The sequence below is a fragment of the Legionella sp. genome (assembly GCF_049790535.1).
In the GTDB taxonomy this organism is placed as follows: domain Bacteria; phylum Pseudomonadota; class Gammaproteobacteria; order Legionellales; family Legionellaceae; genus Legionella.
In genome coordinates this window covers 1-15,604 of the sequence record NZ_JBAQZB010000104.1, presented here as the reverse complement: position 1 = coordinate 15,604, position 15,604 = coordinate 1, and the positions used below count along the sequence as shown (strand labels likewise).

Sequence of the window (15,604 nt, the reverse complement as noted above, 5' to 3'; positions counted from 1 at the left end):
GAGTTTACGTGTGCAAGAACAATTTAATTGGCCTGCAATTATGCCGGTAATTAAAGAAGATTTAGTGAATCAAGATGTAAATTCTGGTCCTTGGGCAATGGCAATGACTCCTATGGAATTTGCACGCAAATACAATTTATTAAGAAAGGACGACGTCTTACTCGATAATCCAGTCCCTGGAATGGAAATGACAGCAGCCATAAGACGTGGTGATGCAAAGCGAGTTTTTACTTTACAATTAGGCCCTTATTGGGATGGTTTTGAACATTGTTCGCCTCAGGCTTTTGCAATAGCTGCAGTGTTTGTTGCCCGCATCAATCGAGATAGAGATGCGGCTAATAATATTTTATCAGTTTTGGATAAAACCTTTGTCACAGGAAAACCTAATTTTTCTGTTGCTAAACCCGTAATGGAAAAATATAAAAATACAGAATTAGTACAGGAAATAGTGACAAAACATGCCTATACTTTAACTGTAATGGCTTCATTACTAGAGGCAGCTCGAAAGGATGGAGTTGTTCCAAGTTCAGAGTTTTTATGGTTAAAACCCGTGGACAGAAGATTATGGTATATGCTTAATTGTGTCGGTAGGCAAACACCTTATTCAGAAATTGCTGGGGCTTTTGCTCATTGGCGTGCAGAGAAAGAGATGGGGCGACGGTCTTTGGTGCCAATGATTGATGAAGCGATTAAAGCATTGGAAATTGCTATAAAAGAAATTAAGTTAACACCCCGTCAAATGCAGGAGTTAGAGCCGTGATGCGTGGTATTGAATCTCGTCATGAATTAGATCCAACTCTTTTACTTAGAGATACCCGAACTTTTACACAGAGAATAGCGGATTTTTTTAGTGACCCAACAAATATTTCAATTATTTTATTTACCTTGGCAGCGATGTCCTATTATTTTTCTGAGGCAGCAACTTTATTGATGTTAATTGGGGGTGCTTCTTTTCTTTATAGCTTTACCAGGAAACAAAAACTACCATTTCGGCTCCCACAGATCGCTCGAATGAAAGATTACAACGACATCAAGCCAGGTATGAATAAGCCTAATATTGCGCGTGGAATTGCTTTTTTTGGTAATGATCGTAAAAGTGGTGAAGAACTTTGGTTTGCTAACGATGATATGCGTACGCATGCGTTAATTTTTGGATCTACTGGTAGTGGTAAAACAGAATGTTTGGTTTCGCTTGCTTATAATGCATTGGTCCAGGGTAGTGGTTTTATTTATGTAGATGGAAAAGGCGACAATGCGCTTTATGCCAAGGTTTTTTCTATGGTTCGAAGTATGGGACGTGAGGATGATTTATTGTTAATCAACTTCATGACTGGCGCGCGTGATATTGTCGGACCTCAGGAAAAAAGGCTTTCTAATACATTAAATCCATTTTGTCAGGGCTCTTCAAGTATGTTGACTCAACTTGTAGTAAGTTTGATGAGTGGTGCTCAGCAAAGCGGTGATGGGGATATGTGGAAAGGGCGTGCGATTGCCTTCGTTGAAGCTTTAATGCGTTTATTGGTTTACATGCGTGATGAAGGAGCGATTCTTTTAGACGCTAACTCAATCAGAAACTACTTTGACTTAGGCCGGTTGGAATCTATAGTTATCGATAAAGTGTTTCCACGTGATGATATGGAAAGTATTAATATCGAACAAATTCCCAAGTTGGTAACTGACCCATTGCGTAACTATTTGAATACTTTACCTGGGTATAATAAAGAGAAGAAAGGCAAACAGGTCTCTCAGGTATTAGAACAACATGGTTTTATTACTATGCAACTTGTAAGAAGCTTTTCTTCTTTGGCTGATACGTACGGTCATATTATTCGTACTAATTTAGCTGAAGTAGATTTCAAAGATGTGGTGTTGAATCGAAGAATTTTAGTGGTGCTATTGCCTGCGCTGGAAAAATCACCTGATGAATTATCTAATTTAGGTAAAATTATAGTTTCCTCTTTAAAAGCAATGATGGCTTCAGGTTTGGGAGAAGAGGTTGAGGGGGATTACAGAGATGTTATATTAAGAAAACCAACGAACGCACCAACACCTTATATGTGTATTCTTGATGAGTATGGTTATTATGCTGTTCAAGGTTTTGCTGTTGTTCCTGCACAGGCGCGTTCTCTTGGTTTTTCAGCAATTTTTGCTGGACAGGATTTGCCTGCATTTCAGAAAGCATCTAAAGAAGAGGCTGCGTCAATCGGAGCAAATACTAACATTAAAATTTGTATGAAATTAGAAGACCCTACTGAGACTTGGGATTTTTTTACCAAAACAGCAGGGGAAGCCTATGTAACTAAAGTGGATTCGTTCCAGGCAAAAGATAGTACAGTGACTAATAGTTATATGGATAGTAAAAGCTCTTCATTTGAGAGAAGAGCACGCGTGGATCTTTTAGACCTTAAAGAGCAAACTGAGGGTGAGGCACACATCTTTTTCAAATCAAAAATTGTACGTGCTCGGATGTTTTACGCTAATCCTAAGCCGGTTAAACAATTAAAAATTAATCAGTTCTTAAAAGTGGAACCGCCACCCGATGATTATTTAATGAAGCTACAAAAACAATTGTCTTCATTTCAAACGATTCTGGGAAGTGGTGATTTGACAATTAACAAAGTTGTGGAAAATGAGGAAATTACCCTTATTACTCAACTATTACGTGAATCTACAATTGAAGAGCCTATAGAACGAAGTGTGGCTTCTTTAATAGCTTTTCATAGTCATAATGAACCTGAACCTGTCGAAGACTTGGTTGAAGAGGAAGTTGAAGGGGCTTTAACAATATTTAGTCCATTACGTGAGAATCAAAGTGCAGCTTCTATTCTAGTGAGTGATAAAGAAACATTTTCTGAATCTTTATTACCTATTAATGAAACACGTAATCAAATGATGGCGATTGAGCGTTTGACAGGGGCTAAAGATAAATATGCGGGTACTGTTGCTAATGAACTGATTAAAGACTTCCAACTAGCTACAAGCTATCCACCAGAAGAGCGAGATGAAATCGATTCCTATGCTTTGACTGATTTAGTGAAAGGTTTATCAGCAAAAATTGTTGTTGAGCGTGAAAAAGCCAATAAAAAAAGCGAAGAAGAATTAAATTAACGTCTAAAGAATTATTTCCTCCTCATTAGTTTATTCATCATGTTTAGATACTCGCTGCGATTCAAAATAGCAGAATTTGCTTTAAATAATAACAATAGGATATCTATGAACCCAACCGACCTCTATTTTAGACTGCAACTATGACATTGTTTTAAAAATTAAATAAAAAATAAAAAATAAAAAATTTAAAAAAATAGCAATTTAATTGAATTCATTGTAACGTAATGATTTCTAATCTTAATTATTTTAAGATAATAAGGTTGATTCTAAACAGACTGAATTATTTTTCAATAATGATTATTTGTAACATGAGGACTCAGAAGTGAGATCAGTACTTACTACTTACATAGTCTTGGTAATTAGGACTGTTGGATTGTTTGCCTTGTGTTTTATTGCCTCCTGTAGCGAATATTATGCATTGGATCCTGAAGTACCTAAATGGCCGTGTAAGTTTACAGGTGCATGTGATTCCAGTATCATTAAGTATATGAAGAAGTTTCGAAAAAAAGGGGTTTTTGTTGCTACTGTTGGGCAAGATTATATGATAACCATTCCTGCAACTTATCTATTTGAACCTCAAACTCCGCATATAAAATGGAAATCTTATGCACTCTTAAATGATATAGCCATATTTTTGAAGCAATTTCGAAAAATTACAATTTATATAGATAGTTACAGCAGTAAGTTTGTGTCTTCACAAAGAGAACATGCTTTAACTTTAGCACGATCAAGAGTTGTCAGTGAATATTTATGGTCACAAGGTGTTGACAGTCGTTTTATTTTTACACAAGGGCTAGGTAGTGATAAACCTATCATTGCTTATACGCCAGGTGGGGATTATTCAACTAATGCTCGTATAGAAATTAAATTTAGGCGAGCTGTAGCTTAGGAACAATTATGAACCGCGAAAGTTGGGAATTAATAAAAAATAGTAAAATTTTTAATGTTAATATCTATAGACGTGGTTTGGTTATATTGATTATTTCATTGGTATTAAGTTGTATTTTGGGAATATTATTATTTTATCTATACTTCGAGAAGCCTGAAAGAGATTATTATGCTACTAATGGAGTGACGCCGCCCGTTAAGCTAAAATCTATGATGACTTCGAATAAGACATCAAGAGCACTGCTGGATCCAGATCCACCAACAGACCTTGAAGAAAAAGTAATACCACAATAAGAATAGTAGAGGATATTATGGCTGAAGATGCTTTGACGGTCGTTACATTGAGAAATAAGTTTTATAAAGACAGTCAGCGCAAGGTTATGCTTGCGTTATTGATTGCTTTACTTGTTAATTTTGTCCTTGCTGCCATGCTGATTTATATCTTTACTCACCCACCGGAGCCAAAATATTTTGCTACCAGCATTAATGGTCGAATTACGCCGCTTTTTCCTTTAAACCAGCCTAACCAATCGGATTCAGCAGTATTGCAGTGGGCAAATCAGGCTGCTATTGCCGCATTTACCTATAATTTTGTTAATTACCGAGATGAATTACAAGCCTCATCTGGATTTTTTACTGCAGAAGGTTGGGATCAATTTTTAAGTGCCTTACAACAATCAAATAACCTTGATGCAGTTAAAGCTAAAAAATTGGTTGTTTCTGCTGTGGCAACACGTGCTCCCATTATTTTACAAAAAGGGATATTAAATGGCAGTTATTCATGGCGTGTGCAAATGCCTATATTAGTCACTTATCAGAGTGCTAGTGAATTTACTCAGCAAAATAATGTCGTTACTATGTTGATCTCACGTGTTTCCACTCTAAATTCTCCTAGAGGCATAGGTATATCACAGTTTGTAGTGGGACCTGCTAGCGGTGGTGTTTCTTAATGAAAAAGATGAACCAGTTTTTAAAATTTTGTTTTTTATGCGGTACAACTCATTTGGTACTTGGGGTCTCTTATGCGGCTCCACAACCAGATAGTGCACAACAAGCACTACAACAATTACGAATGCTGCAGCAACGTTTGTCTAATAACCAGGGGCCTTCAGGAAATCAGGTACAAAACCAAGGGGGTAGTGGATCTACTTTGGCATCAGGTTCATCATATCAGGCACCAGTCGAAAAGCTTTCCTCATTACAGGCAAGTCCAGCTAATCCAAACGCTCAAATACCCGATCAAAATGATATTGAAGTTATTAATAGCAAGGCATTCAAAGATATGACAAATACTTTGTATCCCTTAACTCCAGAACAAATTGTTCAGTTAAGACAAATGCAACAAACTGTAGAATATGCCAAAGCATCCACTCCTGGAGCGCCACCTAAACCAACAGCTACTTCACAATTTGTCAATTTGTCACCTGGCTCCACTCCTCCTGTCATTCGTTTGGCACAGGGTTTTGTATCTTCATTAGTGTTTCTTGACTCCACAGGGGCTCCCTGGCCTATTTCGGCTTATGATTTGGGGGACCCAGGGGCATTTAACATTCAATGGGATAAAACGAGTAATACCATCATGATCCAAGCTTTGAAATTGTATAATTACGGGAACTTGGCAGTACGTCTGAAAGGTTTAAATACTCCAGTGATGTTAACACTTATTCCTGGGCAAAAAGCTGTGGATTATCGAGTAGATTTACGTGTACAAGGTTATGGGCCTAACGCTAAAAATATGCCTATGGAAGAGGGTATTCCTCCTTCAGCTAGTGAACTGTTGCTGCATGTCCTAGATGGTGTACCACCTCCAGGAAGCCAACGCTTAGTGGTGAGTGGAGGAGATGCACGCGCTTGGTTATCCAATGACAAAATGTATGTTCGAACTAATCTTACAATATTGTCACCGGGCTGGTTAGCAAGTATGACCAGTGCAGATGGAACGCATGCATATGAAATGCAAAAATCTCCGGTATTATTAGTGTCCTGGCATGGGAAAGTCATGCAGCTCAAGGTAGAAGGGTTATAAATGGCTGGCAGAAAAGAAAATCTAAAATCACTTTTTTCTAATACTCGTTCACGAGTTATTATTGTTTTTACAGCTGTTCTATTAATACTGGCTGTGGTAATCGGTTACACAAAACTGAGAGCCATAAATACAGGTCCCGCAGCTGTTGCTAATTTGAGTCATGCTCCAGGAAGTATTCAATCTATTCCTGGAGCTCTTGATCCAACGGCGCAATACGTTAAATTACAAGAAGAGCAGAATTTAAATCAGGCTATGAGTGCTGAAAAAAGTGGTGGTAGCGCTATTCCAACTATTATTCGAACTCAAGCACTAGGTCAAGGTGTTGGTGTTATTGGCTCCAAAAATGGGGAAAGTGGTGTGGGTTTTTCCACATTGGCACGAGAAAATGAAGAAGGAAACCAACGCAGTCTTTGGATACAAAATTTGCACAACAGCGGTTGTTCAAAGTCAACTGTTGAGCAAGCAGTAAATCAAGGTGCCGAACTATCTGATCTAAAGGCCGCATGCAGTTGCGTGCAACTAAAAGAAGTTGGCTATTCCTTACAAGATTTGCATCAAATTTGTGGGTGTAACGAGTTGAAAGTGGCGGGATATAACGTGACTCAGCTCAAAGAAGCAGGATTCACTGCTGTTCGATTAAAAGATTGTAATTTTAATGCTTTTGCACTGCGTGCTGGAGGTTTTATTGCCCAAGAAATGAAAGATGCTGGTTTTTCTAATAAGGAATTAAAGGGTGCTGGATATCCGGATGATGAAATTAATAAAGCCAGTGGTTTACCTGAAGGAATCACGCCTGCTGATGTATTAAAAAGTGGATGCAGTGTAGATGCATTAACCAAATTACGTAAACAAGATATAAGTGCCTCTGCAATCAGACGTATTAGTGGCTGCAGTGTTGAACAACTGAAAGCTACAGGATTTAGTGCTAAAGAATTAAAAGATGCAGGTTTTAGTGCTGCTGATTTAAGAAAAGCTGGTTTTACACCAGTGGAGTTAAATGGTGCTGGGTACACTGCCCGAGATTTGTTAAACGCAGGCTTTTCTCCAGAAGATCTTACTAAAGCAGGTTATACAGCAGCTCAAATAAAAGAAGCTGAAGCAGAACTTCCTCCTGGTGTTACCGCTGCAGATGTCAAAAATGCCGGCTGCGATCCTAATGTATTACGTAGAGAACGTGAAGCGGGTGTCAGTGCAATGTTAATAAAACAAGATGCTGGTTGTAATGCGCAAACATTGAAGGCGGCTGGATTTACGGATGTGGATTTAGCGGATGCAGGATTTACCCCAAAAGAAATTAGTGCTGCAATTACATTAAGTGATGCACAAATAAAAGTTGCAGGTTGCGATCCCAGTAAATTAAAGCAATTATTAGGAGCAGGTGTTTCAGCAAAAAAAATTAAAGACATGAACGGATGCAGTACAGAGGCTTTACATAATGCAGGTTTTGATGCCAAATCTTTGCTTGATGCAGGATTTACTCCGGCGCGATTAATTGCTGCAGGTTTTACTCCCCAAGCATTAGAGCGAGCAGGTTTAAGTCCGGGCGATATTATTGCAAGTGGAAGAACAGGTGGTTGCAATGTTGATTTGTTAAAAAAAGCAAAAACTGCAGGTGTTAGTGCTGCAACAATTGAGAAAACTTTAGGATGCTCTGCTAACGCATTAAAAGATGCTGGTTATAGTGCTAAAGAGTTAAAAGATACTGGTTTTACAGCTGCTGAATTAAAAAATGCTGGCTTTAATGTTCAAGATTTAAAAAATGCTGGGTTTAGTCCTAAAGAATTAAGAGAAGCGGGTTATAGTGCACAGGAAATGAAAGAAGCTGGATTTACTGCAGCTCAGCTTAAAGGAGCAGGATTTAGTGCTAAAGATTTGAAAGATGCGGGATTTACTGCAGGCCAACTTAAAGCGGCTGGATATAATGCCAAAGAACTTAAAGACGCTCTGTTCACTGCCGCGCAACTTAAAGCAGCAGGCTTTAGTCCCAAAGATCTAAAAGAAGCAGGATTTAGCAGCAAAGAATTAAAAGATGCAGGATTTAGTGCGGCAGTACTTAAAGAAGCAGGTTACAGTGCCAAAGATCTTAAAGACGCAGAATTTACTGCTGCTCAGCTCAAAGCTGCTGGATTTAGCGCTAAAGATATGAAGGATGCAGGTTTTTCTGCAGCAGATTTAAAGGGAGCAGGTTTTTCTAATACTGATTTAATCAATGCTGGTTTTTCCCCTAATAAATCACAAGTAGCAGGTTTAGGTAATCCTAATGTACCACAAGGGGCATTTAGTTTTGGTGGAGTACCTGCGCAAGGGGCTTCGGAGTCTAATCAGCAATTGCAAGCTATTTTGAGTAGACAAAATCAACAAATGGCAGAGCAAAAATACCAACAAAAAATTCAGCAGAAAACCTCAGATATGTTATCTTCAGCAAATCAGCTTTTAGTAGAATGGAAAGGCGTATCAATCCAGGTATATACTGCTGGCGAAGCTGAGAGGTCTGCTGCCAAGGGCGGTGAGTCTGAAATTCGTAATTCAAAAAGTTTATCGGTTGGTAATACAGCAAATCAAGCTGCTATCATTAAAACAGGGGATATTTTATTTGCAGTATTGGATACTTCTGTGAACAGTGATGAGCCCGGGCCAATTTTAGCTACCATTGTTGCAGGCAAATTAAAAGGAACAAAATTAATCGGTAGTTTCAATTTGCCTTCAAATGCGAATAAAATGATTATTACTTTTAATACAATGTCTATTCCCGGTGCTCCAAAAACCACCTCGATATCAGCTTTTGCAATTGACCCAAATACAGCTCGGACCGCGTTGTCCAGCAGAACTAATCATCATTATATAATGCGTTATGGTGCATTATTTGCGTCTTCATTCCTTGAAGGTTTTGGTAATGCGTTCCAATCGGCAAATACTACGGTAACAGTTGGTGGTACTGGTGGTGGTAATAATGTCACAGTTTCCAATGGTGTGGGACGTTCTACCTTAGAAAACGCAGTAATTGGATTGGCAACTGTTGGTAAGACCTGGGGACAGCAAGCACAACAATTATTTAATAAACCAACAACAGTAGAAGTATTTGCAGGTTCTCCTTTGGGAATATTATTTACACAAGATGTACGATCTATTTAATTTGACGGCAGAAAATTATGGCAGATAACGATCAAAATGATGAATATAAGTTTGATGAGTTGGATTCTCTGAATAATGACTCAATGGGTGATTACGGTTTAAATGAGCCTCAACCTTCTGGTCTAGAACCAAAGCCACCTAAAAAGGATGTGAAGCGTAATGCAATAATTGCTGTTTGTATTATTCTTTTTGTTATGGTGCTGTATAAGGTGCTTGGTGGTTTTTTCTCTGGAAAAAGTAATACAGTTGCTAAGGGAAGCATTCCTTCAGCTCCTATAAATGTTGGGGAATCACAAGTACAATCTCAACCAGTACAAGCTGAAATTCAGCCTATTCAGCCTATTGTACAAAAAAATGATCTTGTACTCGCAAGAAAAGTGGATTCTATTGAGACGAATCAACAAAATATTCAATCTCAGGTTTCTTCAATGAATGAACAGGCAGCAAACATAAATAATAATATTAATAACTTATCTACACAAATTAACAAATTAAATCAGACAATCACCGATTTAACAACCCAGTTAAATCGGCAATCAGAAGAAATTAGCGTATTGATGGATCGCACAAAACCTAAACCAATTCGAAGAATGACACGCTCTTACCACCAAAATCAAGCGTCTATTTACTATATTAACGCTGTTATTCCTGGGCGAGCCTGGCTAATTAATACAAATGGTTCTACACTTACTGTAAGAGAAGGGACGAAAATCGCAGGGTATGGCGTAGTTAAACTAATTGACTCAATTGAAGGTAGGATATTAACCAGTTCTGGGCGAATAATTAGATTTAGTCAAGAAGATAGTTGAGGAATATATGGCTGCTTCAACATGTACAGGTGGGACAGCTGCTTGCTGGATAGCTAGTCAGGCAGATATTCTCACCAATATTGCAAATTCATTGGTTCCTGTACAACGCTTAATTACAGGTGGAGCTTATCTTATAGGCTGTGCTTTTCTATTTAAAGCAATCTACAGTTTGAAAGTGTATGGTGAGGCACGAACAATGATGTCCAGCCATACCAGTATAAAAGAACCTGTAATTTATTTGTTAGTTGGTGCAGTATTTATTTATTTTCCAACGGCTTTTTCTGTATTATTGAATACAACATTTGGTGATAAAAACCAGCTTCTTCAATACGCTCCTGTTACTAATAACCAAACGATTAATACCTTATTTGGTAGTGGGAGTTTAGTTGGTGAGCAGTTAACGGCTCTCATTCGAGTGGTTGGCCTGATTGCATTTGTAAGAGGGTGGGTATTGATTGCGCGTTCTGCATCACAAGGACAACCTCCAGGTGGAACAGGAAAAGGGTTAGTTCATGTTTTTGGAGGAATTTTATTAATCAATATTGTAGGGACTATAACTATGATTAATAGTACTATATATGGCACATAATAGGTATTTTTCTGTATTTATTTACTTTTAAATTAGGAGATAATAGTGAAAGGTAAAATGGTAAGTAAAGAGGGTTCCAAGTCTTGGATAAGCAGTATTGTTTGTTTAAGTGTGATTGCATTGGTTAGTCAAGAGGCAGCTGCTGGGGGTAATTTAACAATAGGTGGGATGGCATCATCAATTACTTCCTCATTTACGAATCTGACTAAATTGATTACAGCAGGTTCTTATTTGGCAGGCCTGGGCTTCTCGATTGGTGCCATTATGAAATTTAAACAACATAAAGATAATCCAACTCAAATTCCAATTGGAACACCCGTTGCATTAGTATTTATTGCTGCGGCTTTATTGTTTCTGCCTACTATTTTAGGAATAACCGGAGCAACAATGTTCGGTGCTGGAGGCGGTAGAACAGCAGGTCCTGCTGGTACTGTATACACAGGTACAGGCAGCTAATAAGAGCACTTATTTTATAAATCTGGATAAAAAGTTGTATTTATATTTAATTTATATTAATTAAATATACTGTAAAATTCTCTAATCCAAGTCATTAGGGTTAGAGAATTTTTTAGAAAACCCTTGACGTACTTTGCATCCGCAGGCAGGTTGCTAAAAGTAGGACATTAAAAAATGAGTTGTGGATAATCCTAATTTAAAGAATGCCTAATTACATCAAGTTATTACGAGCAACGTGAGCTGAGAATATGGCAGTAAACCAAAAACAACATCAATTGAAATTACTGGCCACACCAGGTTCATGGCGCTTATATTCTGCCAGGAAAGTTGATGAGCGCTTTAAGACATATGCGCAAAAAATATTTCAAAGAGATCGTTATACTTGTCAGTTTTGCGGGTTTCAGACACGTTTGTTTCAAGAGGTTGTTAATCTTGATAATAACTACACGAACAATAAGCTATCTAATTTAATAACTTCCTGTTGCTTTTGTGCTCAGTGTTTTTTTGTTGAATCAGTTGGCGTTGGAGGTTATGGTGGTGGAACACTCATTTACCTTCCTGAGTTGACTCAAGCAGAATTAAACAGTCTTTGTCATGTACTGTTTTGTGCCATTACTAATGATACTGGATACAAGTTAAGTGCCCAGAATATTTATCGAGGGTTTAAGTTTCGTTCTCAATCGGTTGAAGAAAAATTTGGTGAAGGTACTAGTGATCCTGCAATATTTGGTCAATTAATGATTGATGCGGGTGTTAATGATGAAGAACGTAGGGCACAATTATTTAAAAATGTGCTTTTATTACCTTCAAGAGCAAAGTTTCGTAAGCAAATAGAACAATGGGCCGCGAGCGCATTAGAAGAGATTACAACTTAGTGCTGGCAATATGCTAGGTTTTATTTTTAAACAGTTAAACTGGCCTGGATCAAAACAGTAAATCTGGGCAATAATCAACTATGGGGATATGGATGGCACATTGGTCAGAATCATTTTTTGAAGGAGTTGACACCTTCTTTGCCTGGCTAAGTACTTCACTTAAGCAAACTACAGAATCTTATATTGATTTGGAAACTGCAGACAGTCCAACTGTTCTGGTTAATCATGACGGTTCTTTGTTATCTATAATCAAAATTGAAGGTATTTCAGCCCTTGCTGGAACAAGTGAATTTGAGCAGCTGGTATCTGGACTAGCGAATGCATTTCAAGGAGCCATGGGAAGACCTGGTCACGGATTACAGGTTTATTTCAGTCATGATAAACAAAATATAAGAAAAGTTATTCACGATATTTATGCCCCTGCTGCTGCAACTGCACAACGACTTGAGCTTAATCTGACTGATTTATTTGATGAGCGCACAGAATATATGTCACAATATTGCGCAGAAGAGCGCTTATTTTTTGTATTAATTACCCGTCCATTCAATTTAACAGCAGAACAATTAAAGGCAGCAAACAAAGCCAAAATGAAGATACTTAAGGACAGTAAAGCGCCTCCGTTTAAAAATAGTCAAACCATCTATGCCGCTATTCCTGAATTACGTGATACCCATGATGCTTATGTGCGATCCATTCTTAATGACCTCGAAACATTGACTATCCGTGGTAACTTGTTGGAAGTGCATGATGCAGTACATGCAATTCGTATGACTGCAGATCCTGATTATACTGCTGATGAATGGCTACCAAGCTTACCTGGAGATAAAATCTCCGTAAAAGAATTCAACGGTTTTGAGGGCGACGCTTCGGATTTATTATGGCCTTCACTGGCAAAACAAATAATCCCTCGTGATGCAGAGGATATAGATTTACGTACAGTCAGAGTAGGAGACAAGATTTATTCATCTACTTATATTGATTTATTTCCTAAAGATGTTAGACCTTTTATTCAATTGTTTGCGCGTATATTACCTGCACATATTCCCTGGAGAATTTCATTTTTAATTGAAAGTGAAGGTTTAAATACCATTAAACTAAAGGGTCTTCTCGCATCAATTTTAAGTTTTAGTTCCGCGCAAAACCGTTTAATCAGTGATTCAGTGAATTTATTAAAGTATCTACAACTCAATACAGATGAGTCAATCATCCGTTTACGTGTAGTGGCGACCACTTGGGCTCCTGAAGGAAAATTACCTTTATTGCGGCAAAGAAGTTCGGAATTAGTGAAAGCTGTTCAAGGGTGGGGCTCCACTGACGTTTCTGAAATTTGTGGTGATCCTTTTGGTGGTTTTGTTTCAAGTATGCTAGGAGCTACCTTAAATAGCACAGCCGTGCCCACTGTGGCTCCTCTAACCGCAGTTATCTCTATGCTACCAATTACACGGCCTGCCTCTCCCTGGAGCAAAGGAGCTTTGCTTTTTAGATCTCCTGATGGTAAGCCGTGGCCTTTTCAGCCGGGTTCAACGGAACAAACGACTTGGATTGATCTGATGTATGCGCGTCCAGGTTCGGGTAAGTCCGTATTATCTAATGCAATTAACCTGGCCTTGTGTTTATCTGGTGGATTGATGCGTCTTCCCCGTATTGCGATTATTGATATTGGGCCTTCAAGTAGTGGTCTTATTTCGCTTTTGCAAGAGGCGTTACCGGCATCGAAACGACATTTAGTGGCTTACCATCGTTTAAGAATGACACCTGATTATTCGATTAATCCTTTTGATACTCAATTGGGTTGTCGTTATCCTACTGCTTTGGAACGGGCTTTCTTAGTTAACTTTATTACTTTATTGACTACACCTTTGGGGGCAGAAAAACCGTACGATGGAATGGCTGATCTTGCAGGTATGGTAGTGGATGAATTATATAAAAGTTTGGCCGATGAATTTAATCCCACACCGTATACTCCTGGTGTAGAAGAATTTTTAGACAGTATTTTAGAAGAGATAGGGTTTGTGCGTGACTCTAAATCTACGTGGTGGGAAGTAACAGATTCCTTGTATTCTGCAGGATTTGTGCATGAAGCAATGTTAGCACAACGATATGCAATGCCTTTATTAGCAGATGCAGCATCTATTTGTCGAACTCCATCAATTGAAGATTTGTATGAACGAGTTACTGCACCTACTGGTGAATCGTTAATTAATGCATTTTCAAGGATGATTTCTTCTGCTGTTCGCGAGTATCCTATTTTATCGCGTGTAAGTGCATTTGATATTGGTGATGCACGCGTTGTATCGCTTGACCTTGACGAGGTTGCTAAAAGTGGTGGTGATGCAGCGGACAGACAAACTGCGGTAATGTATATGCTTGCGCGTTATGTTTTAGCTAGGCATTATTACTTAACTGAAGAGAGCTTAACTAATATTCCTGATCAATACAAAGAGTATCATACAGAGCGTGTTCACGAAATTCGTGAAGATCACAAACGTATCGTTTATGATGAATTTCATCGTACTTCCAAATCAACCGCAGTGCGTGAGCAAGTGATTATTGACATGCGTGAAGGACGAAAATGGAAGGTGCAAATTGCTTTGCTCTCGCAATCAGTTGATGACTTCGATCCAGTAATGATTGATTTTGCGACGGCAATTTACATTATGGATGCAGGTCCTTCCCAAGCGATAGAAAAAACCTGTGCCATATTTGGTCTTTCAGAAACCGCAAAAACTGCATTACGTACTCGTGTGCATGGACCCCGACAGGGTGGTGCAACATTTTTGGCACAGTTTGCTACTAAGACTGGAGTAAGCGTGCAGTTACTTACTTTAACCTTAGGGCCAGTAGAATTATGGGCGTTCAGTACTACTGCTGAAGATGCTACAGTACGAAACTATTTGTATCGACATCTTGGTCCGGCTGAAGCAAGACGTTTACTTGCTGCTTTATTCCCCAATGGCTCTGTAGCGAAGGAGCTGGAATCTCGTCTTGCTAATATGAAAGAAAAAGTCGGTTTAATTGAAGAGGATATGAGAGAAAGCATTATAGAACAATTAACTAACGATATTCTTGATGCTTATTCAAAAAATCCTGATGTTAAGAGTTTGCCTTCTAATATTACTTAGAGTTCACTCTGAAAGTGAGAAGAGACACTTATTAGTTCCAATTGACTGGTTCTAAAGGAACTAAAATCCACATCAAAACATAGATCAATAAAGCAGAACCACCCAGCAGGAGAAAAATAATAAAAGTAATTCTTATCCAAGTGGGGTCTACTTTAAAATATTCCCCAATACCACCGCATACTCCCGCAATTTTTCGATCTCTACGCGAGCGCCAAAGTCTTTTATAGGATTTTATTAAGTTATTCATTGTCTCTTATACCTCATGAGTAAACCATTGTTTCCCTTCCACCAGCCGAGCAATCATAGTGCTACTGACACTATTGCAGATAACATTAATCATAGTTGCAAGTGGATCAATAATAATACTTATCGCTGCAATTGCAATTAATACCGAAGGTGGAAATCCATAGATAGTTAATATTAGCAATTCACCGAGCATTCCTCCACTAGGAATTGCACCCATTATAGTACCTAACGTCAGTTATGGATAAGCTGAGGCTTCATCTGTTCCAGTTTGTTTATTTTTATCTGTGGTTTTCGTGGCTTAAGAGAATAAGCGGCTAATCCTCCTATGAGATTCACAAGAAAATTCATAGGAC

General features: G+C 38.4%; 13 protein-coding genes and 1 pseudogene. 12 read left to right on the top strand and 2 right to left on the bottom strand.

The window, feature by feature from the left end:
• The 12 genes from icmP to WA877_RS06265 form a co-directional block, all read left to right on the top strand.
• Positions 1–760, top strand: a 760-nt coding sequence (icmP, locus tag WA877_RS06320; protein WP_425170078.1) for a type IVB secretion system coupling complex protein DotM/IcmP, incomplete at its 5' end; no start/stop codon positions are given.
• On the top strand, positions 757–3,108 hold the full coding sequence (locus WA877_RS06315; protein ID WP_425170077.1) for a TraM recognition domain-containing protein: 2,352 nt from the start codon (positions 757–759) through the stop codon (positions 3,106–3,108). The genes icmP and WA877_RS06315, both read left to right, overlap by 4 nt.
• A 322-nt stretch (positions 3,109–3,430) precedes the next feature.
• Complete coding sequence (gene icmN / locus WA877_RS06310; protein WP_425170076.1) at positions 3,431–3,997, top strand: type IVB secretion system protein IcmN/DotK; 567 nt, start codon at positions 3,431–3,433, stop codon at positions 3,995–3,997.
• Between the two features lie 8 nt (positions 3,998–4,005).
• Positions 4,006–4,290, top strand: coding sequence for a type IVB secretion system protein IcmM/DotJ (gene icmM / locus WA877_RS06305; RefSeq protein WP_425170075.1), 285 nt, complete (start codon positions 4,006–4,008; stop codon positions 4,288–4,290).
• A gap of 17 nt (positions 4,291–4,307) precedes the next feature.
• Positions 4,308–4,946, top strand: coding sequence for a type IVB secretion system apparatus protein IcmL/DotI (locus WA877_RS06300; RefSeq protein ID WP_425170074.1), 639 nt, complete (start codon positions 4,308–4,310; stop codon positions 4,944–4,946).
• Entirely contained in the window at positions 4,946–6,022 is a 1,077-nt protein-coding gene (locus WA877_RS06295) for a DotH/IcmK family type IV secretion protein (RefSeq protein WP_425170073.1), read from the top strand. Before WA877_RS06300 ends, WA877_RS06295 begins: the two co-directional genes overlap by 1 nt.
• Positions 6,023–9,154, top strand: a complete 3,132-nt coding sequence (dotG, locus tag WA877_RS06290; RefSeq protein WP_425170072.1) for a type IVB secretion system protein DotG/IcmE — start codon at positions 6,023–6,025, stop codon at positions 9,152–9,154. It abuts the gene before it with no gap.
• Between the two features lie 17 nt (positions 9,155–9,171).
• Positions 9,172–9,963, top strand: coding sequence for a type IVB secretion system protein IcmG/DotF (gene icmG, locus WA877_RS06285; RefSeq protein ID WP_425170071.1), 792 nt, complete (start codon positions 9,172–9,174; stop codon positions 9,961–9,963).
• Between the two features lie 7 nt (positions 9,964–9,970).
• Positions 9,971–10,552 carry a type IV secretion protein IcmC gene (locus tag WA877_RS06280; RefSeq protein WP_425170070.1) on the top strand — a complete coding sequence of 194 codons (582 nt, stop codon included), beginning with the start codon at positions 9,971–9,973 and terminating at the stop codon, positions 10,550–10,552.
• Positions 10,553–10,609: 57 nt separating this feature from the next.
• Positions 10,610–11,008 (top strand): type IV secretion protein IcmD, encoded by a 399-nt coding sequence (locus WA877_RS06275; RefSeq protein WP_425170079.1) that lies wholly within the window; start codon positions 10,610–10,612, stop codon positions 11,006–11,008.
• Positions 11,009–11,256: 248 nt separating this feature from the next.
• The gene (gene icmJ / locus WA877_RS06270; RefSeq protein WP_425170069.1) at positions 11,257–11,883 is read left to right on the top strand and encodes a type IVB secretion system protein IcmJDotN; all 627 of its coding nucleotides are present in this window, start codon (positions 11,257–11,259) and stop codon (positions 11,881–11,883) included.
• A gap of 92 nt (positions 11,884–11,975) precedes the next feature.
• Positions 11,976–15,005, top strand: coding sequence for a type IV secretion protein IcmB (locus WA877_RS06265; protein WP_425170068.1), 3,030 nt, complete (start codon positions 11,976–11,978; stop codon positions 15,003–15,005).
• 31 nt (positions 15,006–15,036) lie between these two features.
• On the opposite strand, the gene WA877_RS06260 is transcribed toward WA877_RS06265, so the two are convergent.
• Positions 15,037–15,252 (bottom strand): PspC domain-containing protein, encoded by a 216-nt coding sequence (locus WA877_RS06260; protein ID WP_425170067.1) that lies wholly within the window; start codon positions 15,250–15,252, stop codon positions 15,037–15,039.
• 6 nt (positions 15,253–15,258) lie between these two features.
• A pseudogene (locus WA877_RS06255) lies at positions 15,259–15,486 on the bottom strand (cation:dicarboxylate symporter family transporter); the annotation flags it as partial.
• Positions 15,487–15,604 lie beyond the last annotated feature (118 nt).

Coding starts and splice junctions, on each gene's coding strand:
- icmG (WP_425170071.1), top strand. CDS start 9,172: ATGGCAGATAACGATCAAAATGATGAATATAAGTTTGATGAGTTGGAT.
- icmM (WP_425170075.1), top strand. CDS start 4,006: ATGAACCGCGAAAGTTGGGAATTAATAAAAAATAGTAAAATTTTTAAT.
- WA877_RS06260 (WP_425170067.1), bottom strand. CDS start 15,252: ATGAATAACTTAATAAAATCCTATAAAAGACTTTGGCGCTCGCGTAGA.
- icmJ (WP_425170069.1), top strand. CDS start 11,257: ATGGCAGTAAACCAAAAACAACATCAATTGAAATTACTGGCCACACCA.
- WA877_RS06275 (WP_425170079.1), top strand. CDS start 10,610: ATGGTAAGTAAAGAGGGTTCCAAGTCTTGGATAAGCAGTATTGTTTGT.
- WA877_RS06300 (WP_425170074.1), top strand. CDS start 4,308: ATGGCTGAAGATGCTTTGACGGTCGTTACATTGAGAAATAAGTTTTAT.
- dotG (WP_425170072.1), top strand. CDS start 6,023: ATGGCTGGCAGAAAAGAAAATCTAAAATCACTTTTTTCTAATACTCGT.
- WA877_RS06295 (WP_425170073.1), top strand. CDS start 4,946: ATGAAAAAGATGAACCAGTTTTTAAAATTTTGTTTTTTATGCGGTACA.
- WA877_RS06280 (WP_425170070.1), top strand. CDS start 9,971: ATGGCTGCTTCAACATGTACAGGTGGGACAGCTGCTTGCTGGATAGCT.
- WA877_RS06265 (WP_425170068.1), top strand. CDS start 11,976: ATGGCACATTGGTCAGAATCATTTTTTGAAGGAGTTGACACCTTCTTT.